General features: G+C 71.5%; 23 protein-coding genes, 2 tRNA genes and 2 pseudogenes. 11 read left to right on the top strand and 16 right to left on the bottom strand.

Annotation, left to right across the window (positions count from 1 at the left end):
• Together GA0070609_RS28885 and GA0070609_RS28880 are read right to left on the bottom strand one after the other, a co-directional pair.
• Positions 1-1,665: a DUF885 domain-containing protein gene (locus GA0070609_RS28885; protein ID WP_088996709.1), complete on the bottom strand. Its 1,665-nt coding sequence runs from the start codon at positions 1,663-1,665 to the stop codon at positions 1-3.
• Positions 1,666-1,743: 78 nt separating this feature from the next.
• A complete protein-coding gene (locus GA0070609_RS28880) occupies positions 1,744-2,166 on the bottom strand; it encodes a hypothetical protein (protein ID WP_088998025.1) in 423 nt (140 codons plus the stop codon).
• A gap of 115 nt (positions 2,167-2,281) precedes the next feature.
• Between GA0070609_RS28880 and GA0070609_RS28875 the strand changes: the two genes are divergently transcribed.
• A complete protein-coding gene (locus tag GA0070609_RS28875) occupies positions 2,282-3,085 on the top strand; it encodes a helix-turn-helix domain-containing protein (protein ID WP_088996708.1) in 804 nt (267 codons plus the stop codon).
• 128 nt (positions 3,086-3,213) lie between these two features.
• On the opposite strand, the gene GA0070609_RS28870 is transcribed toward GA0070609_RS28875, so the two are convergent.
• The 7 genes and pseudogenes from GA0070609_RS28870 to gyrB form a co-directional block, all read right to left on the bottom strand.
• Positions 3,214-3,289: transfer RNA gene (locus tag GA0070609_RS28870), tRNA-Ala, on the bottom strand.
• 49 nt (positions 3,290-3,338) lie between these two features.
• Positions 3,339-3,467: a DLW-39 family protein gene (locus tag GA0070609_RS34650; protein WP_231928447.1), complete on the bottom strand. Its 129-nt coding sequence runs from the start codon at positions 3,465-3,467 to the stop codon at positions 3,339-3,341.
• Between the two features lie 42 nt (positions 3,468-3,509).
• Positions 3,510-3,583 (bottom strand) — tRNA-Ile (locus tag GA0070609_RS28865).
• A 149-nt stretch (positions 3,584-3,732) separates the two neighbouring features.
• Positions 3,733-4,296: pseudogene (locus GA0070609_RS35310) on the bottom strand (DUF3566 domain-containing protein); the annotation flags it as partial.
• Positions 4,297-4,478: 182 nt separating this feature from the next.
• Positions 4,479-4,668 (bottom strand): annotated as a pseudogene (locus tag GA0070609_RS35305) (DUF3566 domain-containing protein); the annotation flags it as partial.
• 4 nt (positions 4,669-4,672) lie between these two features.
• Positions 4,673-7,192: a DNA gyrase subunit A gene (gene gyrA / locus GA0070609_RS28855; RefSeq protein WP_088996706.1), complete on the bottom strand. Its 2,520-nt coding sequence runs from the start codon at positions 7,190-7,192 to the stop codon at positions 4,673-4,675.
• A gap of 136 nt (positions 7,193-7,328) precedes the next feature.
• Entirely contained in the window at positions 7,329-9,272 is a 1,944-nt protein-coding gene (gene gyrB / locus GA0070609_RS28850) for a DNA topoisomerase (ATP-hydrolyzing) subunit B (protein ID WP_088996705.1), read from the bottom strand.
• Positions 9,273-9,784: 512 nt separating this feature from the next.
• On the opposite strand from gyrB, the gene GA0070609_RS28845 reads away from it, so the two are divergent.
• Complete coding sequence (locus GA0070609_RS28845) at positions 9,785-10,339, top strand: hypothetical protein (protein WP_088996704.1); 555 nt, start codon at positions 9,785-9,787, stop codon at positions 10,337-10,339.
• Here the strand turns inward: GA0070609_RS28845 and GA0070609_RS28840 are convergent.
• Positions 10,324-10,809 (bottom strand): MarR family winged helix-turn-helix transcriptional regulator, encoded by a 486-nt coding sequence (locus GA0070609_RS28840; RefSeq protein ID WP_088996703.1) that lies wholly within the window; start codon positions 10,807-10,809, stop codon positions 10,324-10,326. The genes GA0070609_RS28845 and GA0070609_RS28840 overlap by 16 nt on opposite strands.
• Before the next feature lie 98 nt (positions 10,810-10,907).
• Between GA0070609_RS28840 and GA0070609_RS28835 the strand changes: the two genes are divergently transcribed.
• Positions 10,908-11,132: a hypothetical protein gene (locus GA0070609_RS28835; RefSeq protein WP_088996702.1), complete on the top strand. Its 225-nt coding sequence runs from the start codon at positions 10,908-10,910 to the stop codon at positions 11,130-11,132.
• Between the two features lie 3 nt (positions 11,133-11,135).
• On the opposite strand, the gene GA0070609_RS28830 is transcribed toward GA0070609_RS28835, so the two are convergent.
• The 5 genes from GA0070609_RS28830 to dnaA all read right to left on the bottom strand — a co-directional run bounded on the left by GA0070609_RS28830 (position 11,136) and on the right by dnaA (position 17,736).
• Positions 11,136-11,705 carry a DUF721 domain-containing protein gene (locus GA0070609_RS28830; protein WP_088996701.1) on the bottom strand — a complete coding sequence of 190 codons (570 nt, stop codon included), beginning with the start codon at positions 11,703-11,705 and terminating at the stop codon, positions 11,136-11,138.
• Positions 11,695-12,828: a DNA replication/repair protein RecF gene (gene recF / locus GA0070609_RS28825; protein ID WP_088996700.1), complete on the bottom strand. Its 1,134-nt coding sequence runs from the start codon at positions 12,826-12,828 to the stop codon at positions 11,695-11,697. Before recF ends, GA0070609_RS28830 begins: the two co-directional genes overlap by 11 nt.
• 16 nt (positions 12,829-12,844) lie before the next feature.
• Positions 12,845-13,717, bottom strand: a complete 873-nt coding sequence (gene gnd / locus GA0070609_RS28820) for a phosphogluconate dehydrogenase (NAD(+)-dependent, decarboxylating) (protein WP_088996699.1) — start codon at positions 13,715-13,717, stop codon at positions 12,845-12,847.
• 50 nt (positions 13,718-13,767) lie between these two features.
• Complete coding sequence (dnaN, locus tag GA0070609_RS28815; RefSeq protein ID WP_088996698.1) at positions 13,768-14,901, bottom strand: DNA polymerase III subunit beta; 1,134 nt, start codon at positions 14,899-14,901, stop codon at positions 13,768-13,770.
• Positions 14,902-15,927: 1,026 nt separating this feature from the next.
• Complete coding sequence (gene dnaA, locus GA0070609_RS28810; protein WP_088996697.1) at positions 15,928-17,736, bottom strand: chromosomal replication initiator protein DnaA; 1,809 nt, start codon at positions 17,734-17,736, stop codon at positions 15,928-15,930.
• Between the two features lie 627 nt (positions 17,737-18,363).
• Between dnaA and rpmH the strand changes: the two genes are divergently transcribed.
• From rpmH to rsmG, 6 genes are all read left to right on the top strand, one after another.
• Positions 18,364-18,501 (top strand): 50S ribosomal protein L34, encoded by a 138-nt coding sequence (gene rpmH / locus GA0070609_RS28805; protein ID WP_067300964.1) that lies wholly within the window; start codon positions 18,364-18,366, stop codon positions 18,499-18,501.
• Positions 18,502-18,538: 37 nt separating this feature from the next.
• Positions 18,539-18,955, top strand: coding sequence for a ribonuclease P protein component (rnpA, locus tag GA0070609_RS28800; RefSeq protein WP_088996696.1), 417 nt, complete (start codon positions 18,539-18,541; stop codon positions 18,953-18,955).
• A gap of 44 nt (positions 18,956-18,999) precedes the next feature.
• Positions 19,000-19,239 (top strand): membrane protein insertion efficiency factor YidD, encoded by a 240-nt coding sequence (gene yidD, locus GA0070609_RS28795; protein ID WP_231928446.1) that lies wholly within the window; start codon positions 19,000-19,002, stop codon positions 19,237-19,239.
• Between the two features lie 3 nt (positions 19,240-19,242).
• Complete coding sequence (yidC, locus tag GA0070609_RS28790; RefSeq protein ID WP_088996694.1) at positions 19,243-20,229, top strand: membrane protein insertase YidC; 987 nt, start codon at positions 19,243-19,245, stop codon at positions 20,227-20,229.
• A 214-nt stretch (positions 20,230-20,443) separates the two neighbouring features.
• A complete protein-coding gene (locus GA0070609_RS28785; protein WP_088996693.1) occupies positions 20,444-21,034 on the top strand; it encodes a Jag family protein in 591 nt (196 codons plus the stop codon).
• Positions 21,035-21,038: 4 nt separating this feature from the next.
• Positions 21,039-21,884, top strand: a complete 846-nt coding sequence (gene rsmG / locus GA0070609_RS28780; protein WP_088996692.1) for a 16S rRNA (guanine(527)-N(7))-methyltransferase RsmG — start codon at positions 21,039-21,041, stop codon at positions 21,882-21,884.
• Between the two features lie 847 nt (positions 21,885-22,731).
• Here rsmG and GA0070609_RS33755 read toward each other — a convergent pair.
• Positions 22,732-22,983 carry a hypothetical protein gene (locus GA0070609_RS33755; RefSeq protein ID WP_172899429.1) on the bottom strand — a complete coding sequence of 84 codons (252 nt, stop codon included), beginning with the start codon at positions 22,981-22,983 and terminating at the stop codon, positions 22,732-22,734.
• Between GA0070609_RS33755 and GA0070609_RS33750 the strand changes: the two genes are divergently transcribed.
• Together GA0070609_RS33750 and GA0070609_RS28770 are read left to right on the top strand one after the other, a co-directional pair.
• Positions 22,880-23,929 (top strand): ParA family protein, encoded by a 1,050-nt coding sequence (locus GA0070609_RS33750; protein ID WP_408630685.1) that lies wholly within the window; start codon positions 22,880-22,882, stop codon positions 23,927-23,929. The genes GA0070609_RS33755 and GA0070609_RS33750 overlap by 104 nt on opposite strands.
• A gap of 27 nt (positions 23,930-23,956) precedes the next feature.
• On the top strand, positions 23,957-24,961 hold the full coding sequence (locus GA0070609_RS28770; protein ID WP_088996690.1) for a ParB/RepB/Spo0J family partition protein: 1,005 nt from the start codon (positions 23,957-23,959) through the stop codon (positions 24,959-24,961).
• Positions 24,962-25,991: the final 1,030 nt, after the last annotated feature.

Here is a 25,991-nt window from a genome sequence, read left to right as displayed (position 1 = left end):
CTACCAGCGCGGTCCCCGGCTTTCTTCACCGCGACGCACGAGTGGTGCGCGGTCACCCTGGAGGGCGGCCGTCAACTGGTCCAAGCCCAGCGAACCCAGCTCCAGCGCCTGACGATGAAATGCGCGCCGGTCGCCGAGGAAGGACGAGCGGCCGGCCAGCCACACGCGCTCACCCACCTTGTAGGCCAACGCCTGCCCCGGCCGGCCGAGGTAACGCCCGACCTCGGCGGGCGCGTACGGCCCCTGGTGACAGCGGTCCCGCAGCAGCTCCAGCGCAGCAGCCGGCGTCCACGGTGCTCCGTCACCGAACGGCATCGGCAGTCGCAGGTGCAGGCCGATGTCGACCACAACCCGTGCCGCCCGCAGGAGCTGCATCAACAGATGCCCCAGTCGAGCACCCGGCTGTTCATAGAGCCCGAGTTCGTCCATGAATCGCTCGGCGTACAGTGCCCAGCCCTCCTGGCTGCCGGAGAGGCCGCCGAGCAGGTTCAGCCGCTGCCCGAGGCCTCCTCGGCAGACCTCGGAGCCAAGGTGGAGGTGGTGGCCGGGAACGCCCTCGTGATAGGCGGTGCTGTAGGCGATCCAGGTGGGGAAACTCGCTGCGTCCTCGGGCAGGGACCACCAGACCCGGCCCGGCCGCGTCAGGTCCCGCGACGGCCCGGTGTAGGCAATGCCGGCCGACGTGGTCAACCGCGACTCGATGCGCCGCAGCGGGGCGGGAATGTCGAAGTACGCGCCGTCCAACCGCTCGGTGGTGGCCTCCAACAGCTCCTGCAGCCACGCGCCGAACGCCTCCCTGCTGTGCAGGGTGCCGGGTGCGTCGGGGCTGGCGAGCCAGGCAAGCACCTCCGGCACGCTCCCGCCCAGGGCCGTCGCCTCCGCGATCAGCTCTGCCTCTGTCGCTCGGAACTCGTCCCAGCCCCAGTCGTACAGCTCGCGCAGGTCGGGCTGGGCCGCGAGGAAGGTGCGCACCCAGAGTTCGTACCGCTGCTGGCCGAACGCCTCCTCCGCAACGGCCCGTGACGCCAGGTCCGCGGTCAGCATCTCGGCGAGTTTCCGGTACGCCCGTTGCGCGCCCGTCGCCGCGGCCTGCAACGACGCCCGCTGCGGCCCCTCTCCGTAGCGATCCACCAGGGCGACGTCGTCGTCGATCCAGTTGCGGCAGCGCTGCGTGACGAGCTCCACCTGACGCCGCGCCGGCAGATTGCCGCGCTCCGCGGCGAGTAGGAGGCTGCGGGCGTACCCGTCCAGGGCCGCGGGGATCGCGGCCAGGCGTGCGCCGACCCGAGCCCAGCCTTCCTCGAAGGCCGGGCCCTCGACGCCGCGGCTGGGAACCGCGGCCTCGACCGCCTGGCGGATGAGCTGGAGCGGACCGGTGGCCGCCGCGTGCAGTTCGCGCAGGTCCTCCCCGGCATCGTGGAAGGCGATCCGCGTGTGCAGCCGTTCGGCGAGGTGGGCGTACAGCGGGGTCGCGGCCGGCAGTGCGTCACCCGGGGTCTCCAGCTCGCGCAGGGCGCGGGCTGCGAGGTCGGCGCGGGCTTGGTGGCCCTCCGGGCTGTAGTCGGTAAGCCCGTCGACATCCTGCTCGCCGGCCTCGACGACCGCTGTGCAGGGATCGAGGCGGGTCATGTCGCGCAGGAGCCGATCCGCGAAGTCCTCGATCACGGGGCAATGCTAGGGGCTTGCCCAGTGGCCGGTTCCCCCGTCACACACCGGCCCGGCACCATCCGAGGCGGGCCACGGTCATCCCTCGATGAACTGGTAGTCGCTGACGATGCGCCCGTCCGCGCCGAGCACGAGGATCTCCAGCCCGACACCGGCCACGTCGCCACCGTCGCGAGGCACCATCTCCCAGCGAAACTTGACCACGTCGTGGAGCCGGTCGGCATCCCCGCGGGAGCGGAACACGAAGGTCCCCGGAGCGACGAACTCCTCGTACGCGCGCGTCACCCGCACCTCCAGTTCGTCATGCCCGCGCGCCTCCAGGACGAGACGATCGAACCCCAGGCCCTCGGCGGTCTGTCGCATCTCCTGAGGCGGCTGCAGGACATGGACCCCGTCGGTGGACCAGAGCTCGCGAACGGCGGCGCGGCGCCGGTCCGGGTCGGGTTCGCTCCACACCGCGACGTAGCGGTCGGTGAGGTTCTTCAGGTCGATGTCAGCCATGGTGATCCTTCGGTCGTGAATGATCGTTGCGACCACGACTGTTCTGCACCGGACGTGCCGCGACAATTCCCCGCAGGGAATCGCCAACCGGCGCGGCACCCGGTACACAGGAAGAATGATCATCGAATCCGCGAGCGGCGGACTCGCGGGTGCGTTGCGCACATGGCGCACCCGACGACGCGTCAGCCAACTCGAACTGGCGGTGCGGGCCGGCACCACGCAACGGCACGTCAGCTTCATCGAGAGCGGACGCTCAACCCCCGGCCGGGCGATGATCATTCGGCTGGCCGAATCGCTGGAGGTGCCGATCCGCGAACGCAACGAACTGCTCCTCGCCGCCGGATTCGCGCCCGCGTACCCACAGCGCGAACTGGACGACCCTCAACTGGCACCAGTCCGAACCGCCCTCGAACGCGTCCTGCACGGCCACCTGCCGTACCCGGCCGCTATCGTCGACCGGCACGGCGACCTCATCTCCGCCAACGCCGGCTTCCAGATGATCACCCGCGGAGTGGACCCACACCTGCTCACCCCACCCGTGAGCGTCCCCCGAGTCCTGCTGCACCCCTGCGGTCTCGCACCCCGCATCGTCAACCTCGACGAATGGGCCTGGCACATCATCGACAGCATCCAAGCCGAGAGTGTCCGCAACCCGAGCGACCGGCTCAAGCGCCTCGCCGAGGAACTCGTGGACCTGGCACCCCCGCGGCCCCGGCAACTCTCGCCACATCACCTCGGGTTCGCGGTGCCGCTACACCTGCGCACGAGCGACCCGGACAGCCGGGAGCTGCAGCTCATCACCACGCTCACCCAGTTCGGCACCGCCACCGACGTCACCATCGCCGAACTGCGACTGGAAGCATTCCTCCCGGCCGATGAAGCCACCAGTGCCGCACTGGCCGAACTCGTTACGTGGTGAACACCTGCCGGGTGCGGGCTCGTCAGGCTGGCTCAGCCATCGATCGAGTGCTGGGCGAAGCGGACGGCCTGACCGCTCGGCTGTACGGATGGCTGTACGTCGGGGCCGAGATCAACCGGTGTTCGTGCTGGTGGAGCCCAGGGGACTCGAACCCCTAACCCCTGCCTTGCAAAGGCAGTGCTCTGCCAGTTGAGCTAGGGCCCCGGGAGCGGGCGACGCCGCCTGGTGGTGGTGCTGGCTGTGCCGACCGGGATCAGCGCAGGTCGGGAGCGGTGGTCGCCTCGTGCCAGAGAGCGCGCTCGTCGTTGGAAGCCTTGACCTTCTTGGCCACGACGGCGGCCACACCGACGACGCCGGCCAGAATCAGCAGCTTCTTGAACATGGGGCTACCCCTCGCGCTCGACTGTCGTCGGACGGTGTGCGGTGGGGCTAGCTGGAATCGAACCAGCGACCTCAGAGTTATCAGCTCTGCGCTCTAACCGACTGAGCTATAGCCCCGCGTAGCGACGGCCAAGGTTAACCCATCGGCCCACCCCGCCCCAAATCGGGGCCCCGGCCGGCGGGGCGCCCGTCGCCCTGTCGAACGTACCGGAATGCGGGACGCCGGGGCGACCGCTTTCGCGGTGCCCCGGCGTCCAGGTGGTCGTTCAGTCCCGCTCGGCGAGGGTCAGCTCGATCCCGCCGACCAGGTCGGCGCAGACGTTGTAGACGAACGCCCCGAGCGTGGCGAGCGCGGTGAACAGCACGACGTTGACCAGGCCGATCAGCGCCGAGCTGAGGATCACGCCCTTGGCGGTGATCTGGAAGCCGTCGGTGCTCTGCCCGCCGCCCGCGCTGACCAGGTCGGTCAGGCTGTCGTTGACGCTCTGGAAGACGCCCATCGCGTCCAGCGCCAGGTAGAGCACCGAGGTGGCCACCACCACCACGATGAAGAGCACCACGGACACGGCGAAGGCGAACTTCATCACGGACCAGGGGTCGATCCGCTTGAGGTTCAGCCGGGCCCGGCGCGGTCCGCGCGACGCGGCCGAGCTGACCGACGTACGCGCGGCGCGTACCGCGTCACCCACCCGCGCGGCGCCGACGGCGGCCGCGCTGCTGATGCCCGGCGGCAGCCCGCCGCCGTTGGGCCGGCCGCTGGCGCCCGGACGGCCGCCGTCCGGTTGCGGCCGGGTGCCGGGGGTGACCCGCGGCTGGGTGCCGGTGACCCCGCTGGCGCCGGCGGAGCCGGGGGCCGACTGGCCCGGCCGTACGCCGATCGGCTGGGTGGCCGACGGCCGGTTTCCGGCCGCGGCCGCCGGGGCGGTCGCGGTCGCGGTGGGGGTGGTGCCGCCGGAACTCGGCTTCTCCGCCGCCGCTACCGGTTCGGTCTTGTCGGCCGGTGCCTCGTCGTCGCTCGGCTTGTCCGGCGGCGGCGCCATCCCGGGAGCCCGGGTGAATTTCGGGGCAGGCGCGTCGGCGGGGACCGTGGCCCGGCCCACGGCCGCGCGGCCGGTCGCTGGTGTGCCGCTCTTCGCGGCCTCCTCGTCGACCGGGTTGGCCGAGGTCCCCGTGTTCCCCGACTTCGCCTGTGTCTCCGTCATTCAACTAGTCCTGTTCGTCAGGCTCGTCGGCATTGCGAGCAATCGCCACGATAGTCACGCCGTCCGGGAGGTCCATCAACTTGACCCCCATTGTGTTCCGGTCACGCGTACGGCGTACAGGCTTCACCGGAGTCCGGATGACACCACCGTTGCTGGTGATGGCGAACAGCTCGTCGTCCGGGTCGATCACCACCGCGCCGACCAGACCACCGCGTCGTTCGGTGATCTTCGCAGTCAGCACGCCCTTACCTCCCCGGCCCTGCACGGGGTATTCCTCGATCGGGGTACGTTTCGCGTATCCGCCGTTCGTAGCCACCAGGACGTCCAGGCCCGGCCGGACCACCTCCATGGCCAGCAGGACGTCGTCCTCGGCGAAGCGCATGCCGATCACGCCCGACGTGGCCCGGCCCATCGGCCGCAGCGCCTCGTCGGTGGCGTTGAACCGGATCGCCTGCGCGTTCTTGGAGACCAGGAGCAGGTCGTCCTCGGACGCGACCAGGGCAGCACCGACCAGCTCGTCCTCATCGCGCAGGTTGATCGCGATGATGCCGCCGGACCGGTTGGAGTCGAACTCCTCTAGCCGCGTCTTCTTCACCAGGCCGTTCTTCGTGGCCAGTACCAGGTAGGGGGCCACCTGGTAGTTCGGGATCTCGATGATCTGTGCGATCTGCTCGTCCGGTTGGAAGGCGAGCAGGTTGGCCACGTGCTGGCCCTTGGCCACCCTAGTGGCTTCCGGGAGTTCGTAGGCCTTGGCCCGGTAGACGCGGCCCTTGTTGGTGAAGAACAGGATCCAGTCGTGCGTCGAGCAGACGAAGAAGTGGCTGACGATGTCGTCCTGGCGCAGCGTCGCGCCGCTGACGCCCTTGCCACCGCGCCGCTGCGAGCGGTAGAGGTCGACCTTCGTCCGCTTGGCGTAGCCGGTCCGGGTGATGGTGACGACCACGTCCTCGCGGGCGATGAGGTCCTCCATCGAGACCTCGCCCTCGAACGGCACGATCTTGGTGCGCCGGTCGTCGCCCCACTTGGCCACGATCTCGCCGAGCTCCTCCGAGACGATCTGCCGCTGCCGCTCCGGCTTCGCGAGGATGTCCTTGAGGTCGGCGATCTCCACCTCCAGCTTGGCCAGGTCGTCGAGGATCCGCTGCCGCTCCAGCGCAGCGAGCCGGCGCAGCTGCATGTCCAGGATCGCGGTCGCCTGGATCTCGTCGATCTCCAGCAGCCGGATCAGGCCCTGCCGGGCGTCCTCGACCGTGGGCGAGCGCCGGATCAGGGCGATCACCTCGTCGAGGGCGTCCAACGCCTTGGCCAGACCGCGCAGGATGTGCGCCCGCTCCTCGGCCTTGCGCAGCCGGAACGCGGTCCGCCGGCGGATGACCTCGATCTGGTGCTCGACGTAGTAGCGGATGAACTGCGCCAGGTTGAGCGTGCGCGGCACCCCGTCGACCAGGGCCAGCATGTTGGCGCCGAAGGTCTCCTGGAGCTGGGTGTGCTTGTAGAGGTTGTTCAGCACCACCTTGGCGACCGCGTCGCGCTTCAGCACCAGCACGATCCGCATGCCGGTACGCCCGGAGGACTCGTCCCGGATGTCGGCGATGCCGCCGAGCTTGCCCTCCTTGATCAGCTCGGCGATCCGCTCGGCGAGGTTGTCCGGGTTGACCTGGTAGGGCAGCTCGCTGACCACCAGCGCCGGGCGGCCGCGCTTGTCCTCCTCCACCTCCACCACTGCCCGCATCCGGATCGAGCCGCGCCCGGTCCGGTACGCGTCCTGGATGCCGGCCTGGCCGACGATCAGGCCGTGGGTGGGGAAGTCCGGACCCTTGACGATCTCCAGCAGCGCCTCGAGCGTGGTGGCCTCGTCGGCCTCCGGGTGCTCCAGGCACCACTGCACGGCCGCGCCGATCTCCCGCAGGTTGTGCGGCGGGATCTTGGTGGCCATGCCGACCGCGATCCCCTCGGACCCGTTGATCAGCAGGTTGGGGATCCGGGACGGCAGGATGGTGGGCTCCTTGGCCCGGCCGTCGTAGTTGTCCTGCAGGTCGACGGTGTCCTCGTCGATGTCCCGCAGCATCTCCATGGCCAGCGGGTCGAGCTTGCACTCGGTGTAGCGCATGGCCGCGGCCGGGTCGTTACCGGGCGAGCCGAAGTTGCCGTTGCCGTCGACCAGCGGGTAACGCAGCGACCAGGGCTGCGCCATCCGGACCAGCGCGTCGTAGATCGCCGAGTCGCCGTGCGGGTGGAACTGGCCCATCACGTCGCCGACGACGCGGGAGCACTTCACGTAGCCGCGGTCCGGCCGGTAGCCGGAGTCGAACATGGCGTAGAGAATCTTGCGGTGGACCGGCTTGAGCCCGTCCCGGACGTCCGGCAGCGCCCGCCCGACGATGACGCTCATCGCGTAGTCGAGGTAGGAGCGCTGCATCTCCACCTCGAGCCCGACCGGTTCGATCCGGTCGTGCGCGACGACGGCCGCGAGGGTCTCGGGGACCTCGGGCTCGTTCGGTGTGGACTCGGGGGAATCGGTCACTGTTTACCCTTATCAGACTCAGAGTCGTTTTCGTGCTGTGGATAACCGCTGTGGATACCGGCCAAGCTGTGGATAACTCTGTGGATCGGCGGGTCGACCGGTGGATGTCCGGCCGGCCCGCCGAAGCCAATGCCCGTCAGATGTCCAGGAACCGGACGTCCTTGGCGTTGCGCTGGATGAACGAGCGCCGCGCCTCGACGTCCTCGCCCATCAACACGCTGAACAACTCGTCTGCGGTTGCCGCGTCGTCGAGCGTGACCTGACGAAGCGTACGGGTCGCCGGGTTCATCGTGGTCTCCCACAGCTCCGGGTAGTTCATCTCGCCCAGACCCTTGAACCGCTGGATGTCGTCCGGCTTGGCGTTCGCCTTCTTCTGCTGGCGCAGCGCGATCAGCCCGTCGCGCTCCCGGTCGGAGTACGCGTACTGCGCGTCGTCGCCCTTCTTGTTCCACTTGATCTTGTAGAGCGGCGGGGCGGCCAGGTAGACGTGCCCCAGCTCCACCAGCGGACGCATGAAGCGGAAGAGCAGGGTGAGCAGCAGCGTCTGGATGTGCTGGCCGTCGACGTCGGCGTCGGCCATCAGCACGATCTTGTGATAGCGCAGCTTCTCGATGTCGAAGTCGTCGTGGATGCCGGTGCCCAGTGCAGTGATCAGCGCCTGGACCTCGTTGTTCTTCAGCACCCGGTCGATCCGGGCCTTCTCCACGTTGAGGATCTTGCCCCGGATCGGCAGGATCGCCTGGGTCCGCGGGTCGCGCCCCTGCTTGGCCGAGCCGCCGGCCGAGTCGCCCTCGACGATGAACACCTCGGACTCGCGCGGGTCGGTGGACTGGCAGTCGGCCAGCTTGCCCGGCATCGAGCCGGACTCCAGCAGCGACTTGCGCCGGGCCAGCTTGCGCGCCTGCTGCGCGGCGATCCGGGCCCGGGCGGCCTGGGACGCCTTCTGGATGATGATCTTCGCCTCGGCCGGGTTCCGGTCGAACCAGTCGACCAGCCACTCGTTGCAGACCCGCTGCACGAAACTCTTCACCGGCGTGTTGCCGAGCTTGGTCTTGGTCTGGCCCTCGAACTGCGGGTTGGCCAGCTTCACCGAGATGATCGCGGCCAGGCCCTCGCGGATGTCCTCGCCGGAGAGCTTCTCGTCGCCCTTGAGCAGCTTGCGCTCGGCGCCGTAGCGGTTCACCACGCTGGTCAGCGCGGCCCGGAAGCCCTCCTCGTGGGTGCCGCCCTCGTGGGTGTTGATCGTGTTGGCGAAGGTGTAGACCGACTCGCCGTACGACTCGTTCCACTGCATGGCGATCTCGACCGACATGCCCTCCTCCTCGGCGCCGAACTCGACCACCGTCTTGTGGATCGGATTCTTCGAGGCGTTCAGGTGCCGGACGAAGTCGGCGATACCGCCCTTGTAGAGGAAGGTCACCTCGCGCGGCTTGCCCTCCTCGTCCGCGGAGCGCTCGTCGAGCAGGTGGATGGTGAGGCCGCGGTTGAGGAAGGCCATCTCCTGGAGCCGGCGGTAGATCGTCTGGAAGTCGAAGTCGACCGTCTCGAAGACGGTCGGGTCGGGCCAGAAGGCGACCGCCGAGCCGGTGCGGTTGGTCGTCTCGCCCTTCTCCAGCGGAGTCGGCTTGGAGTTGCTGTACTGCTGCCGCCAGACGAAACCGGACTTGTGGATCTCCACCGCCATCCGGGTGGAAAGGGCGTTCACCACCGAGACGCCGACGCCGTGCAGACCGCCGGAGACCGCGTACGCCTTGCCGTCGAACTTGCCGCCCGCGTGCAGCACGGTCAGCGCCACCTCGACACCCGGCTTCTTCAGCTTCGGGTGCAGGTCGACCGGGAAGCCCCGGCCGTTGTCGGTCACCCGGACCCCGCCGTCGGCGAGCAGCACCACGTCGATGGTGTCGCAGTGCCCGGCCAGCGCCTCGTCCACCGCGTTGTCGACGACCTCCCACACGAGGTGGTGCAGACCGCGCTCGCCGGTCGACCCGATGTACATACCGGGCCGCTTGCGGACCGCCTCCAGACCCTCGAGAACGGTGATCGACTCTGCGCCGTACTCCTGCTTGTCCTGCGCTGCCACCCTCGGCCACTTTCTCGCGCCGTCCGCACCTGGCGGCGCGTCGGGCGCGGGTTCGGCGGACAGGACGCGACGTCGGCACGCGGACCGGCACCGGGCATAATTCCGGGGTACGGGTCGAACGCGCCGGTCGCCGCGGTTGCCCGCGGATCGCGATCGGCTCGACCCGACGTGGACGATGATCGCGGGCCGTGTCGGGCCCGTGTCTCGTCGCTCCCCACCGGGTCTTCGTCTCAGCCTCAATCTTACTGTGCGCGGCCGACTAAACCACCACTCGGCACCCCCGCAGGACGGCTGAGAATGCCGTAGCCGGCCGAATCGCGCTGTCTGCGACTCCCCCTACACGCCTGCCCCGGATCTCCGGCGGCGCCGCCCGACGGCCGGGGTGGACCGATCTCGCGAATCCGCCCGCCGTGTCGTAGGTTGACGGCGCCCCGGGCACCGGCTTGATCTTTCCCGGCCGGAACCGGACGATCGACCCGATCGACCCGACTCGTGCTAAGAGGTGACGCCAGATGGGGCTGGACAACGTCGCGGTGCACTGGCCGCGGACCGGCCGCTTCTACGACCCGGTCGCGCCGGCCGAGTTCGTGGACTTCGGCGAGATCGTCGACATGCCGCGGATCTCCGCGCCGACCGCCGCGCTGGCGGAGTTGATCGCCAAGACCGGCACCGTCCGGGCGACCGCGTACACCGAGCTGGTGGACCTGCTGCTCGGCCTGGAGGGTGTGCTCTACGCCACGGACGCCGCGGCCGAGGACGAGGACCCGGTGATCGACCCGGACGGCTGCGCCTGGATCGCCGGTGGCATCGAGCGGTTCGTCGCCGGCCACCGCGAGCTGGGCGAGGCGGTGACCTTCGACTCGGTCAGCCAGGTGCTGCGCTCGCTGCTCGCCGACGGCCGCCTGGCCGAGCAGCAGCTGCGCTGGCTGGACAGCCGGCTCGACGCGCTGCGCGACGAGAGCGGCGCGCCGCCGCAGTGGACCTTCACCTGCGCCGAGCTGAGCGTGCTGGCCGCCTTCTACCGCCGCTGCGCCGACCGCGGCTTCGCCGTCTACGCCGACGCCTGACCGGGCCGGTCGTCACCGGCCGTCACGGCCCGGTTCGCCGCGGCGATCACCTCGGTCAGGACGGTGTGCAGGTGCCGCAGGTCGGCCAGGGGCAGCCCGAGCCGCGCCACGATCGCCGGCGGGATCTGCTCGGCCCGCGCCCGGAGGGCCTGACCGCTGGCGGTGAGCGTGACCGCCAGGCTGCGTTCGTCCGACGCGTCCCGCTCGCGCCGCACGTAGCCGGCCGCCTCCAGGCGCTTCAGCAGCGGTGACAGCGTGCCGGGGTCGAGCTGGAGCAGGCGGCTCAACTCCCGGACCGACAGCGGCGCGTACTGCCACAGGGCCAGCATGACCAGGTACTGCGGGTGGGTCAGCCCCATCGGCTCCAGCAGCGGGCGGTAGACCGCCACCACACCCCGCGCCGCGACGGAGAGGGCGAAGCACACCTGCTCCTCCAGCGCCAGGGGATCCCCGTCGAGCTGGTCGGGCACGGCTGGACCTCCCTCGTCGTCCTTGCGAGCGTACCAACGATTGGTGTACCAATTATTAGCGCACCAACCGTCACTGCCGACGCAGGAGAGGCCAGGCGATGAGCGACGAGCAGCCGACCCCCAGGAACCCCGGCGAGGGCGGGCGCCTGATGTCCTGGGTCTTTCGCCGCCTCGCCGGCCCGCCCGAGGTGCAGGGCGCGGTGCAGGGCGGCTCGAACCAGGCCCGGGAGGCGTGGAAGCAGGACCTGGAGCGTCGCAAGCAGTGGAGCCGCGAGCAGCGGGAACGCAAGCGCGCCGAGCGGGAGGCCCGGCGCGCCGGCTGACCGTCAGCCGTAGGTGTCCCGCGGACCGCGGCCGCGGACCCGGCGCGGCCCACGCGACCAGGACGGCGCCGCCGGGCCGTGGATGTGCAGCTTGCGCACCACGTTGTGGCCCACCTCGCGGGCGATCTGCTGCAACAGCGAGCCGGCGAGCAGGCGCAACTGGGTGGCCCAGGCGGTCGAGCGCGCCTCGACGGTCAGCTCGCCGTCCTCCAGCTTGACCGGGCGGCTGTGCTGGGCGACCTCCGGCCCGACCACCCGCTCCCAGGCGCCGAAGACCGTCGCCTCGGCGGCCGGCTGCTGCCAGCCGCGCGCCTTCACCAGCCGGTCGAGCACCGCGCCGAGCGGCTGCGGGTCCCGCGGGTCCGGGCCCGGCCCGGAGTAGCCGCGCAGCCGCCGCTGCTGGCCGCCCTCGCCGCCGCCCCCGCCGGTGGTACGCCGACGGGTCTTCGCTGCCGCCTCCCGCCGGGCCCGGGCCGCGTCCAGCACCGCACGGGCCAGCTCAGGGCCGGACGCGCCGCCCTCGGCCGGCGGTGTCTGCTCCGGCCCGGACCCCGCCGGCGTCTCATCCGACACGGCGCACCGTCCCCTCGCCCACCTCGTACCGGGTGCCGCGCAGGGTAGCCGGCACGTCGTCGTCCACCGCGCAGGTGACCAGCAGCTGGCTGGCCCCGCCGACCAGCTCCGCCAGCCGCTCCCGCCGGCCTGCGTCCAGCTCGGCGAAGACGTCGTCGAGCACCAGCACCGGCTCGATCCCGTCCGAGCGGAGCAGGTCGTAGCCGGCCAGCCGCAGGGCCAGCGCGTACGACCAGGACTCGCCGTGGCTGGCGTACCCGCGGGCGGGCAGCGGGCCGAGGGTCAGGGTGAGGTCGTCCCGGTGCGGGCCGACCAGCGTGGTGCCCCGCTCGATCTCCGCCGACCGGGACTCGTCGAGCGCCGCGGTCAGCGCCTCCGCCAGCACCGCCCGGTCGGTGGTCGGCTCGGCCAGCTCCACCGACGGCCGGTACGCGATGCCGGCCGCGCCCCGACCGGCGGCCACCGCGTCGTACGCCTTGGTCACGTGCGGGGCCAGCGCGGCGACCAGCTCCAGCCGGCCGGCGAGCAGCTCGGCGCCGTGCCGGGCCAGGTGGGTGTCCCAGACCGCCAGGGTGGACAGGTCCCCGCCCCGCGAACCGCCCGTCTTGCGGGCCAGGTACGCGGTGCGCAGCAGGGCGTTGCGCTGCTTGACCACCCGGTCGTAGTCGGCGCGCACCCCGGCGTACCGGGGTTGCCGGCTGACCAGCAGGTCGTCGAGGTAGCGGCGGCGCTCGGCCGGGTCGCCCCGGACGAGTTCCAGGTCCTCCGGGGCGAAGAGCACCAGCCGCAGCGCGCCGAGCACGTCCCGGGCCCGGCGGGCCGGTGACCGGCCGAGCCGGGCCCGGTTCGCCTTGCCCGGCACGATCTCCAGCTCGACCAGCAGCTCGCGCCCCTCGTGCACCACGGCGCAACGGATCACCGCCGAGCCGGCGCCCATCCGCACGAGGGGGGCGTCCGTGGCGACCCGGTGCGAGTCCAGGGTCGCCACGTAGCCGAGCGCCTCGACCAGGTTGGTCTTGCCGACGCCGTTCGGCCCGACCAGGACGTTCGCCCCCGGTTCGAGGTCGACGCCGACCCGCTCGTACGAGCGGAAGTCGACCAGTTCGAGCCGGCGGACGTACACAGGCTGTGGATACCGCTCAGCGCTTGCGGACGGCGTGCCCGCCGAACTGCTGGCGCAGCGCGGCGACCGCCTTCATGGCCGGCGAGTCGTCCTGCCGGGACGCGAACCGGGCGAAGAGCGAGGCGGTGATGACGTTCAGCGGCACGGCGAGCCGGACCGCCTCGTCCACCGTCCAGCGACCCTCGCCGGTGTCCTCGGTGTAGCCGCTCAGCTCGGCCAGCTCCGGGTCCTCGTCGAGGGCCCGGTCGAGCAGGTCGAGCAGCCAGGACCGCACCACGGTGCCCTCGCGCCAGGACTTGAACACCCCGGGCACGTTGGTCACCAGCTCGGAGGCGGCGAGCAGCTCGTAGCCCTCGGCGTAGGCGTGCATCAGGCCGTACTCGATGCCGTTGTGCACCATCTTGGCGTAGTGCCCGGCGCCGACCGGCCCGGCGTGCACGAAGCCGAACTCGCCCGCCGGCTTGAGCGCCTCGAAGATCGGCATGAGCCGCTCGACGTGCTCCTGGGCGCCACCGACCATCAGCGCGTAGCCGTTCTGCCGGCCCCAGACGCCGCCGGAGACGCCGACGTCGATGTAGCCGATGCCGCGGTCGTTGAGCCGCTCGGCCCGGGGCGCGTCGTCGCTGAACCGCGAGTTGCCGCCGTCGATGATGATGTCGCCCTCGCCGAGCACGTCGGCGAGTTGGTCGATGGTCGCGTCGGTGACCCCCGCCGGGACCATCACCCAGACCGCGCGCGGCGACTCCAGCTTCTCGGCCAGTGCCGCCAGGGAAGCGACGTCGCTCAGCTCCGCGTTGTGGTCGAAACCGACCACCTCGTGGCCGGCGGCGCGCAACCGCTCGCGCATGTTGCCGCCCATCCGGCCGAGTCCTACCAGGCCGAGCTGCATCTGCTCCTACCTCCGTCGTGCGTTCTCTGGGATCTTCTCCGGGGGTGCGATCAGCGGGACACGCGGATCGGCATGATGAGGTACCGGTACCCAGGGATGACCTCGCCATCCTCGCCCGCCGGCGAAATCACCGCGGGCTTGAACGCGTCGACGAACGAGAGCACGGCGTACTGGGCCCCGAGGTTGGCGAGGCCGTCGATCAGGTACTGCGGGTTGAAGCCGATGGTCAGCGGCTCGCCGGTGAAGGTGGCGTCCATGGCCTCGCTGGCCCGGGCCTCCTCGGTGCCGCCGGCCTCGACCACCAGGCCGTCGGCGCTGAAGCTGAGCAGCACCGGGGTGGTCCGCTCGGCGACCAGCGCGACCCGCTTGACCACCTCGACCAGGGCGCTGACCGGCACCCGGGCCTCGGCGTTGTGGCTGGCCGGGAAGAGCGAACGCACCGGCGGGTAGTTGGCGCCGTCGAGCAGCCGGCTGGTGGTGCGGCGGGTGCCGCCGGAGAAGCCGATCATGCCCTCGCCGGCGCCGCCCTGGGACAGCGCCATGGTGACCTCGCCGCCGAGCGGGCCGAGCGCCTTCGCGGTGTCGTGCAGCGTGCGGGCCGGCACCAGCGCGTTGATGCTGATCTCGGCGTCGTCCGGGTTCCACTGCATCTCGCGCAGGGCGAGCCGGTAGCGGTCGGTGGCGAGCATGGCCAGCGTGCTGCCGGAGAGCTCGATCCGGACGCCGGTCATCATCGGCAGCGTCTCGTCCCGACCGGCGGCGACGGCCACCTGGGCGACGGCGGCGGCGAACGCGGCCGCGTCGACGGTGCCGGCGCTCTCCGGCATCTCGGGCAGCGACGGGTAGTCCTCCACCGGCATGGTGGGCAGGGTGAACCGGGCGCTGCCGCAGACCAGCTCGAGGTGCGCGCCGACCGCGGCGATGTCCACCGGCTTGGCCGGCAACGCCTTGGTGATCTCGGCGAGCAGCCGACCGGAGACCAGCGCGGCCCCGTCGGCGTCCCCCTGCACCTCGACGGTGACCTGGCTGGAGACCTCGTAGTCGAACCCGGAGACCTGCAGGTTGCCGTCGGTCACCCGGAGCATCACGCCGGCCAGCACCGGTACGGACGGCCGGTTGGGCAGGCTCTTCGCGGTCCAGGCCACGGCCTCGGCGAGCGCGTCGCGCTCCACTCGGAACTTCATCAATGCCTCCGCGTCGACGTCAGCGACAACTCTCTCATGCCGACCGCTGCCTGCCGACCCGCCTGACGGTGCGGGTACCCATCGCACCTTAGGGCGCGTGGGCATCGGCTGTGCGCCCGACCCCGTGGATTCCGGTGCCGGCCCGGCCGCCCTCGGCGGTCCCCGGCCCGATCCACAGAAAGTCCAACGGTGATGATTGGTTTTTGTTCTTTCAGAAGAGATAACTCATCGTCTTCATCGCACCTGTGCAAACTGTGGAGAACCGGCGTCCGCGCAGGTCAGACAGGTTATCCACCGGTGGTTTCGCTGTGGAGAACCAGGGGTACAACCCGTGTTCTGGTCCACAGGCCGCCCGGTCCACCGGGTTGTCCACGGTTGTCCACCGGTTGTCCACCGGTAATCCACCGACTTTCTCCCCAGGGCTGTGGACCGGCGGAGACGGCTCGACCGGCGTCATCCCCAGAACCTTCAACAGCCCGCCCACAGGCCGACCGTCCGCTGGGGACAACGGCTCCGTTGTCCCCAGGCGTCCACAGCGTCGTCCCCAGGGTTTCTCCACAGGCTGTGGGTAATCGGCTCCGGACGGAGCGTGGTTGTCCACCGACGGTGGACAACGAGCTGTGGACAACGAGGCGGAGCGGTGGACGGTCACGGCTTCGATGCTGTGGTCTCGACCTCGTCGAGGGTCAAGTCCCGGGCGCTGTGGATCGTCCGGCGGCCCGGATGAACGACCCGGCGTGGTGCCCCTCGGCGCGCTGGAGCCCGCAGACGCGACGGGCTGTCGGTTCAGAGCGCGCGTGCGCCGGCCGCCTCCGGCGCCAACGCACCGGCCGCCCTGAGGTCCCACGCGTCGCGGTTGCTCTGTGGGCCGACCCGCCCTGGTGCCCTGAGGGCCGCCGCGGTGGTCGCGTCGGGCACGGAAACGCCCGGCCAGCATCCTGGCCGGGCGCGGTCACGTCTCGGGCGTACGCGACGACGGGTTCAGTTCGGCGCGTCCGACGTCGCGCCGCGACCTGAAGCCGTCGCTCAGGTGTTCTGCTTGATCCGGTTGGTCAGCTCGGCGATCTGGTTGTAGAGCGAGCGGCGCTCGGCCATCTGCTGGCGGATCTTGCGGTCGGCGTGCATCACCGTGGTGTGGTCGCGGCCGCCGAAGGCCTGCCCGATCCGGGGCAGCGAGAGGTCGGTCAGCTCCCGGCACAGGTACATGGCCACCTGGCGGGCGTTGACCAGCACCCGGGAGCGGGAGTGGCCACGCAGGTCCTCCAGGCTCACCCCGAAGTAGTCAGCGGTGGAGACCATGATCTGGTCCGCGGTGATCTCCGGCCCGGCGCCGTCCGGGATGAAGTCCCGCAGCACCTCCTCGGCCAGCGACAGCTCGACCGTGGAGCGGGTCAGGCTGGCGAACGCGGTCACCCGGATCAGCGCCCCCTCCAGCTCGCGGATCGAGTTCGACACCCGGGAGGCGATGAACTCCAGCACGTCCGGCGGTGCGTACAGGCGCTCCTGCGCGGCCTTCTTCTGCAGGATCGCGATCCGGGTCTCCAGGTCCGGCGGCTGGATGTCGGCGAGCAGGCCCCACTCGAACCGGGTCCGCAGCCGGTCCTCCAGTGTCGCCAGCTGCTTCGGCGACCGGTCGGAGGTGATCACGATCTGCTTGTTGGCGTTGTGCAGGGTGTTGAACGTGTGGAAGAACTCCTCCTGGGTGCGCTCGCGGTTCTCCAGGAACTGGATGTCGTCGATCAACAGGATGTCGACGTCGCGGTAGCGCCGCTGGAACGCACTGGTCTTGTCGTCCCGGAGCGAGTTGATGAAGTCGTTGGTGAACTCCTCGGTCGAGACGTACCGCACCGACCGGGCGTTGCCGAGGGTGGTGGCGTAGTGGCCGATGGCGTGCAGCAGGTGCGTCTTGCCGAGCCCGGAACTGCCGTAGATGAACAGCGGGTTGTACGCCTTCGCCGGTGACTCGGCCACGGCGACCGCGGCGGCGTGGGCGAACCGGTTGGACGAGCCGATGACGAACGTCTCGAACATGTACTTCGGGTTGAGCCGGTTGCCGCCGCTGTCGGCGGGCAGCCGCCGCTCGTCCCGGACGCCGGGCCGGTGGTCCGCCCGTCCGGGGCCGCTGTCCGGGCCGCCGTCGCGGGGCAGTGCGCGGATCACGTGCTGGTCCCGGGGGGAGCCCGCGTCCTGCGGATAGCGCGGCTCGTAGGGGCGGGCGTCCGGGCCCGGCGGGTCGAGCCGGGCGGCCTGCTCGTCGAAGCCGCGCGCGGTGGGCGTACGCCGGACCGGGCGGTCGGGCCGCGGCGGTTCGGCGAAGGCCGTGCTGAACAGCGCCTCCTGGCCGCCCGGTCCGGCCGGGTCCACCCGGTCGTCGGCTGGCTGCGCGGGCGCCGGGTCGAGCCGTCGCTCGGGGTGCGCCTGTTCGGGGATGAGCGGGGGTTGTTGCCGGGCGTCGGCCGGATCGTCGTCCCGCGGCTCGGGGCCGACGAATCCCGCCGGCCCGCCCTCGTGGTCGACCGCGCCGGGCTCCGGGCCGGAGCGGTACACGGTGCCGGCCGGCCGGCCCGCGCCGTCCTCGGCCACCCGTACGGTGACCGCCACCTGGATTGGCCGACCCAGCCGGCGGGTGAGCGCCTCGGTGATCGCCGGCCGCAGCCGCGACTCGATCACGTCCCGGGTGAACGCGTCCGGGACGGAGAGCAGCGCGGTGTCCTCGACGATCGCCCGCAGCCGGGTCAGCCGCAGGTACGCCCGCTGCTGTGCGGAGATGATCTCGTCGGCGAGATCGTCGGTCGTCGCCATCCAGACCGCGGCGAGGTCGGTCGTACCGGTCACCGTCGTGCCACCCCCTCGCCTCTGCCCCCCGGACGCCGCCGTCGCCCCGGCCGGTCTTCCGGGCCCGCCGCCGTTGAGCGGGTCCACCCCTGCACCCACCCGGACGGCCGACCGGTCGTCATCCACAAGTTATCCACAGCCTGTGTACCGACCGATTGTGGCCGCCCACCGGACGCGGGTCTGACCTGCCCCCTGCCTGAACGGGCGCTGAAGCGGGTTCACCGTGCCGAACGATTCACTACCGAATCCGGTCTTGCCTGCCGGCGACACCGGGACCCCGACGCTGACCGCAATCGGGCACGGTAACAGCGTTGTCCACGCGCCATCAACCGGCGACGCGCGGCCGGCCTTGTCAACATCAGCGAAAACCGCCGCTTCGGTCGCCGGCCCGGCCCGGTGTCCGCCCTGGTGGTGGTATTTGACGGTCATTGCACCCCTGCGTACGCTGGAGCGGCTGCTCTGTCGCCCTCTGCTAGGGTGATGGGTGCTTGCTGTCCGCGGTCGCGCCCCGCACCACCGAGGGTCCCGCCGGGCAGCACCGATCGGGGCCACCGCCGAGGTGGCCTGGACCACCACACGACCCCGGCGGTCCCCTCGCCCGGGGCGTACGACAACGGAGAGCCTGACGTGAGCAAGCGCACCTACCAGCCGAACAACCGCCGGCGCGCGAAGACCCACGGCTTCCGGCTGCGCATGCGCACCCGGGCCGGCCGCGCCATCCTGTCGACCCGTCGCGCCAAGGGCCGCACCCGCCTGTCGGCCTGAGGCCGACCGGGTCAGGTCCGGGGGGACGTGGGCAGTCGTGCTGGCGGCCGCACAGCGACTGCGGCGTAGCACCGACTTCGCCGCAGCGGTCCGCGGTGGCCGGCGTGCCGGCCGCGGCGCGGTGGTCGTCCACCTCACCCTGCCGACCGGGGCCGAACCCGAGGCACGAACCTCGCCGAAGCCGGCGCGGGACGTCGGTGCGGAGCAGACCTCCGCACCGACCCGCGCCGGCTTCGTCGTGTCCAAGGCGGTCGGCCCGGCCGTGGTCCGTAACCGGGTCCGCCGCCGGCTGCGGCACCTGGTCCGCGAGCGGCTGGCCGACCTCCCACCCGGCAGCACCCTGGTCGTACGGGCGCTGCCCGCCGCGGCCGACGCGTCCTACCCGAGGCTCGGCGCCGACCTGGACGCCGCCATCGCGGCCGCCCGTTCGCCCCGAGGGCGGCGGTCCCGGTGAGTACCGGACCGGCCGTTCCCCGGCCCAGCACCACCGGTGCCCGTGTGCTGACCGGGCCCATCATCGCGTACCGTCGGTGGATAAGCCCGGCTCTGCCGGCCCGCTGTCGGTTCTATCCGTCGTGCAGTGCGTACGCCCTCGAGGCGGTGGCCCGGCACGGCGCGCTCCGGGGAGCCGGCCTCACGGTCCGGCGGTTGCTGCGCTGCCACCCATTCCACCCAGGTGGACACGACCCGGTGCCGGAGCCGGGCGGTCGCCGACGTGCCGATGTGACTGGAGCCTGAGAATTGAGTCTCGACTGGATCTACTACGCGATTTCGTGGATCCTGCTGGCCTGGCATTCGGCCTGGGACGCCATCGGCGTGGCGGACGGCGCGGTGATCGGCACGAACTGGGCCTGGATCCTCGCCATCGTCTTCCTGGTGGTCACTGTCCGGGTGATCCTGTTCCCGATCTTCGTCAAGCAGATCAAGTCCCAGCGGGCGATGCAGGCGCTCCAGCCCCAGGTGAAGGCGCTGCAGGAGAAGCACAAGGGTGACCGGGAGACGCTCCAGAAGGAGATGATGGAGCTCTACCGGAAGGAAAAGGCCAACCCGCTGATGGGCTGCCTTCCGATGTTCCTCCAGATCCCGGTCTTCCTCGGCCTCTTCCACGTGCTCCGCCGCCTCGACCCGGCCAACGGCGGCAAGACCCTCTACGGCTGGACGGTCGATCAGTTCGAGAGCGCCTCGCAGGCGAAGCTCTTCACCGCGCCGATCGCCGGCAAGTTCGGCTCGACCGCCGAGGAGCTGGCCCGCCTCGGCGCCAACGGCACCACCGTCAAGGTCATCGCCGGCATCCTGGTCCTGGTCATGATGGGCACCACCTACCTGACCAGCCGCCAGATGATCCTCAAGACCGGCTGGGCGGAGGACCCGCAGCAGCGGATGATCCAGCGGCTGATGCTCTACGGCATCCCGCTGTCGCTCCTGGTCTCCGGCGCGATCTTCCCGATCGGTGTGATCATCTACTGGGTCACCAACAACCTGTTCACCCTTGGTCAGCAGCAGTGGGTGCTCCGCAAGTTCCCGCCGCCGGCGAACGTCAGCACCACCAAGCCGGGCACCTCGCCCCGCGGCCCGGTGCAGCCGGCGAAGTCGGGTGGCCTGCTCGGCCGCGGCAAGCCGGCCGCCCAGGTGCCGGCGAAGCCCGCCGCGCCGAAGGTCGCCGCCCCCAAGCCCGGCGCCAAGCCGGTGAACCCGAAGAAGGGCCGCCCCGCCAAGCGGAAGGGCTGACCCGTCCGGGCCGCCGTCCGGGAGACCGGCGGCGGCCCGTTCCGCACCGCGCAGCCGCCGTACGGCCGGCGCCGGAGCGGAACAGCCGCGCGCGACGCGGCCACGGGCGAGACTGCCCCTACAGACGTGCCCGCGGGCACCGGCGAAGCTCCAGCCGGCCCCCGGGAAACCAGCGGACCCGACGGTCCGGCCGAGTGATAACGGAGATGAGACCGTGACGGACACCAGCATCCCCCGCGCCGACGAGTCACTGGACGAGGAGGGCGTCGCCCCCGCCGCGGCGGAGGACGACACCGAGGCGGAGGAGACCGAGGAGGGCCCGCGGGAGAAGAAGGCCGCGGGCGAGGGCGACCTGTTCCGGCAGAGCGAGATCGCCGCCGACTACGTCGAGGGCCTGCTCGACATCCTCGACTACGACGGCGATATCGACGAGCTTGTATCGGGTGGTCGGCCGGTGGTCGAGGTCGTCGGCGGCCGGCTGCAGAACCTGGTCGGGCAGCGTGGCGCCACCCTGGAGGCGCTGCAGGAACTGGCCCGGCTGGCCGTCTTCCGGCAGACCGGGTCGCCGAGCCGGCTGCTGCTCGACGTCGGCGGCTACCGGGCCAACCGCCGCAAGGAGCTGGCCGCCGTCGCCAAGAACGCCGTCGAGAAGGTCAAGGAGTACGGCGAGCCGGTCCGCCTGGAGCCGATGTCCGCGTTCGAGCGCAAGTGTGTGCACGACGTGGTCAACGCGATGAGCGGGGTGGAGAGCGAGTCCGAGGGTGTCGAGCCGAACCGGCGCATCGTCGTCCGGCCGGCGGACTGACCGCGTGACGAACGACGACACCACGGCCGGAGCCGTGGCCGGCCCGGGCGGCACGCCGCCCGGGCCGTCGGCTGTCCGCCCCGGTGATACGCCGTCGGCTGTCCGCCCGGGTGGCACGCCGTCGCCGGCCGACGCGGTGCTCCCACCGGAACTGGCCGGCGCGGCCCGCACCCTCTTCGGCGACCGGCTCGACCTGGCCGCCGCGTACGCCGAACTGCTGGCCACCGACGGCGTGGTGCGCGGCTTGATCGGGCCCCGCGAGGCGCCGCGGATCTGGGACCGCCACCTGCTCAACTGCGCCGCCGTGGCGGAGCGGATCCCCGACGGCGCGGCAGTGCTCGACGTCGGCTCGGGTGCCGGACTGCCCGGCCTGGTGCTGGCCATCGCGCGCCCCGACCTGACCGTGACGCTGATCGAACCGCTCGCCCGGCGGACCTCCTTCCTGGTCGAGGCGGTCCAGGGGCTCGGGCTGGCGAAGACGGTCCGGGTGTTCCGCGGCCGGGCCGAGGAGGCGGCGGCCGGCGGTGCCAGTGCCGAGCCGCTGCGCGGCGACGTGGTCACCGCCCGGGCGGTCGCCCCGTTGGACCGGCTGGCCGCCTGGTGCCTGCCACTCGCGGTACGCGGTGGACGGTTGGTCGCCCTCAAGGGCGCGTCGGCCGCAGAGGAGATCGCCGAGCACGCGGCGGCGGTGGCGCGGCTCGGCGGCGGCGAGCCGACCGTGCACCGGTGCGGTGAGGGCGTGCTCGACGCGCCGACCACCGTGGTGGAGATCGTCCGCGAACGGGCGGTGGAGCCGGCCCGGCAACCGGCCGCCAAGAGGTCCCGCGGCGGCCGGTCGCGCCGCCGCTGAGCCGGGCAGAAGGGTGGGCGGGTTGCCGCCGACCCGGGGCGTGAGGCGGGCGGTTGGCTGCTGACCCGAGCGTGAGGACGGGCGGGTGGCCGCCGACCCGAGCGTGAGGACGGGTGGGTGGCCGCCGACCCGGGCGAGAAGCGGGCGGGTGGTGGCTGACCCGACCGTGAAGGCGGGCGGGCGGCGGCAGCCCGGGCAGGAGAAGCGGGCGGCTGGGTGAGCTTGGGCAAGGAAGTGGGCGGCAGTCGAGCCGGACACAAGGTGGCGTCCTCCGGATCGCGCCCCCGTTGGTATTGGTTCTTCCACTAATCAGACGGATTGACCCGGGTTGAGCCGGGCCCGCAGCAGGCTCCCCGTGTCCTGGACGTGCTGCGTCAGGAGCTTGTGCGCCGACGCCTGGCGGGCTGAAGGCAGTGCAGTCCCAGATCCTCACCGGCTGCTTCCGTCGGTGCCTCGGCGAGCGCGACCGGGTGATGCCGGTCACTGGACTGCCTGTGGTGAGCCCTGAGCTGCCGCTCAGCTGGCTGCTTCCGCTTTCCGGCCGGCTCCTGGGTCGTTGAACCGGGCGGGTGGAGGGCGCGGGTTGTGAACCCGACGTGGACCCGCCGCGCCCGTGAGCCGTAGGCTGGCCGCGCGTCGATAGTGTGGAGCGGGCGGCAACGGACGTCACCGGGTCCCGACCGCTCCCGCCGGGCCGGACGCAGTGCGAGGACGCGTACGGCCGGGGTATGACGGGGTGCGGACCGACCATCCGAAGCGGGCAGGGATGACAGGTGCATGACGACGGCAGGTACGACGATCCACGCGTGACGGGCTCGACGGGCGCTCCTGTTTCACGTGAAACCGACTACCAGAGCTGGCCGCCTTCCGGGGCGTCCGCCCAGGGCCCGTCCAACCGGCCGCCGGACTTCGAGTCCGTGGACCCTTCGGCGGCGGAGGCGGGACAGGGTGGCTCGGGGGCGTCGACCCAGCCGACCGGTACGGGCGGCCGGGTCATCCCGATCCGGCGTAACGCGGCGGCCCGGTTCGAGCCGCCGGTGCCCCAGCAGCCGACGCCGGAGGCGGTGCCGGACGCGGCCGCGGTGCCGGTCTCCGACACGACAGCCGCCTTCGGAAGTGCCGCTGTGGAGCCCGCGTACGTTTCACGTGAAACACCGATACGCGAAGAGGATGACCCACCGTTGGCTATGGAGGCGATGCGGGCCGTGCAGATCCTGAATCCCAGTGGCGAGGTGACGATGCCTCGGCCGGAGCGGACCCGGGTCATGTGCGTCGCGAACCAGAAGGGCGGCGTGGGTAAGACCACGACCACGGTGAACCTGGCGGTGGCGCTCGCCCTGCACGGCAACCGGGTGCTGGTGGTCGACCTCGACCCGCAGGGCAACGCCTCCACGGGGCTGAACGTGCCCCATCACACCGGCGTGCCGGACGTCTACGACTGCCTCATCAACAGCGTGCCGCTGGAGGAGGTCGCCCAGGAGGTCGAGGGCATCCCGAACCTGTGGTGCGTACCGGCCACCATCGACCTGGCGGGTGCCGAGATCGAACTCGTCTCGGTGGTCGCTCGCGAGTCGCGGCTGGCCCGCGCCATCACGGCGTACCCGGGGCACTTCGACTACGTCTTCATCGACTGCCCGCCGTCGCTCGGCCTGCTCACGGTCAATGCTCTGGTCGCGGCGCAGGAGGTGCTCATCCCGATCCAGTGCGAGTACTACGCGCTGGAGGGCCTCAACCAGCTGATCCAGAACATCAATCTGGTTCGCCAGCACCTCAACCCGCGACTGGAGGTCTCCACGATCCTGCTCACCATGTACGACCGGCGTACCCGGCTGGCGGACGCGGTGGAGCAGGACGTGCGGAACCACTTCGGCGACAAGGTGCTCCAGGCGGTCATCCCGCGTAACGTCCGCGTCTCCGAGGCGCCCAGCTACGGCCAGTCGGTGATGACCTACGATCCCGGTTCGCGGGGGGCGACGAGCTACTTCGAAGCCGCCCAGGAGATCGCCGAGCGGGGCGTCAAGGAGCCGGTGAGCCGGAATGCGTAGTGCGGACGAGGCGCTGGGAGGCGTGGCATGAAGAACCGTCCTCGGGGCGGGCTGGGTCGAGGCTTGGGGGCACTGATCCCCACCGGACCAGCGTCGGTCGCCGGTGCCGTGGCGGGTGCCCCCGACAACACCGTTGCCGCCGCGGCCGTACCGGCCGGTGTGCCGGCAGCGGTCGACGCACCCGCACCCGCGCCAGCGACCCTCAGCCCGGTGCCGGGCGCCCGGTTCGCCGAGATCCCGGTCGACGCCATTGTGCCGAACCCGAAGCAGCCCCGGCAGGTCTTCGACGAGGAGGCGCTGGAGGAGCTGAAAACCTCGATCCGCGAGGTCGGTTTCCTCCAGCCGATCGTGGTGCGCCAGCTCGACGACGAGAAGTACGAGCTGGTGATGGGCGAGCGGCGGTGGCGCGCCGCGCAGGCGGTGGGCCGGGACAGCATCCCGGCGATCGTCCGGGACACCCGCGACGACGCGATGCTCCGGGACGCGTTGCTGGAGAACATCCACCGGGCCAACCTGAACCCGCTCGAAGAGGCGGCCGCCTACCAGCAGTTGCTCGAGGAGTTCGGCGCCACCCACGAGGAACTGGCTCGCCGGATCGGCCGGAGCCGACCGCAGATCTCCAACACCATCCGGTTGCTCAACCTGCCCGCGCAGGTGCAGCGGCGGGTCGCCGCCGGCGTGCTCTCCGCCGGGCACGCCCGGGCGCTGCTGAGTCTGGAGGAAGCGGAGGCGCAGGAGCAGTTGGCCCTCCGGATCGTCGCCGAGGGTCTCTCCGTACGGGCGACCGAGGAGATCGTGGCGCTGGCCCTGAGCGACGGCCCGACCAAGAAGGAGTCCGCTCGCCGGCGACCCAAGCCGCACGCGCCGGCGCTTACCGATCTGGCAGACCGCCTCTCGGACCGCTTCGACACCCGGGTGAAAGTCGACATCGGCCGGAGCAAGGGCAAGATCACGATCGAGTTCGCGACGGTCGACGACCTGGAGCGGATCGTCGGCATCATCGGGGTCGAACGGGAGGAACCCGAAGCCTGACCCAGGTACGCCGAGCGGCCGCGAGCACCCCACGGGTGTCGCGGCCGTTTTCGTGCTTGTGCTCGCCGGGCGGATGCTGCCGTCGGCTCAATGGGTCGACTCGGCGGGTCGGGTTGTCGGCTGTCTCAGTGGGTCGAGTCGGCGGGTCGGGTGGTCGGCCGTCTGAGTGGGTCGAGTCGGCGGGCCGAGCTGTCGGCCGTCTCCGGGCGTGGGCGGCGGAGTGCGGTGCGCCGGCCACGATCGCGTTCCTGGCGCCCCAGGACGATGCCGGACCTTCGGTCCGTGCCGGTCGACCGATCGGCGGCCATCGTCCAGTGGCGGTGCCTGGGGTCGGCCGCTTCGCTGGACGACCTTCCGCGCCTCGGCCCCTGCCGAACCCGCCGCAACTCCGCCGTTCCCAGGCCGGGCTTCAGTTGGAAGTGCCCGCGTCAGACGCGGCTGTTCGCTCGGGGCACAGAACCCTCTACCGCGCGCAGCTCGCCCGACTCTGCCCGACCCTGCGCCCGCACCGTCGAGGCGGTCTCGGGGTGGAGGGTGGAGGGACCCGGGCGGCTGCCGGGCCGTCGGCTCAGCCCTGGACCTGACTCGCGTCGCCGTTTCACGTGAAACAAGGGGGCGGGCGCGCCTGAGCAACAGAGCCCGAGCCCGCGGCGGGTCTCAGGCGCCCCCGCCCACCCACGACAGCCGCCGGGCCCTGCCCACCTCACCGGTCGTCCTGACACGACCAGCCGCCAGGATTGCCGGCCTCACTCCGCTCGGCCCGGACAACGCCCGCGATCCAGAGTGAGATGCCCACGAGCCGAGCGGTGGGGCAGCGTGACGTCTCGAGTCAGCGACCCGTTTCAACGGCCCGGTTGGGGGACGAGCTTTTGCGGCCCGGTTCGGGGGCCCGGTTCGGGGGCCCGTCCCGGCGGCCCCCGTTCCGGCGGTCCGTCCCGGCGGTCCGTCCCGGCGGCCCGTCCCGGGCGGCCCGTTCCAGAGGCCCGCTGTCGGCGGCCCGGTACGAAGCCGGCGCATCCTCCAACGGCCA

It is taken from the genome of Micromonospora echinaurantiaca, assembly GCF_900090235.1.
Lineage (GTDB): Bacteria > Actinomycetota > Actinomycetes > Mycobacteriales > Micromonosporaceae > Micromonospora > Micromonospora echinaurantiaca.
The sequence above is the reverse complement of the archived record's forward strand: the minus strand, read 5'-3'. Positions and strand labels throughout refer to the sequence as shown.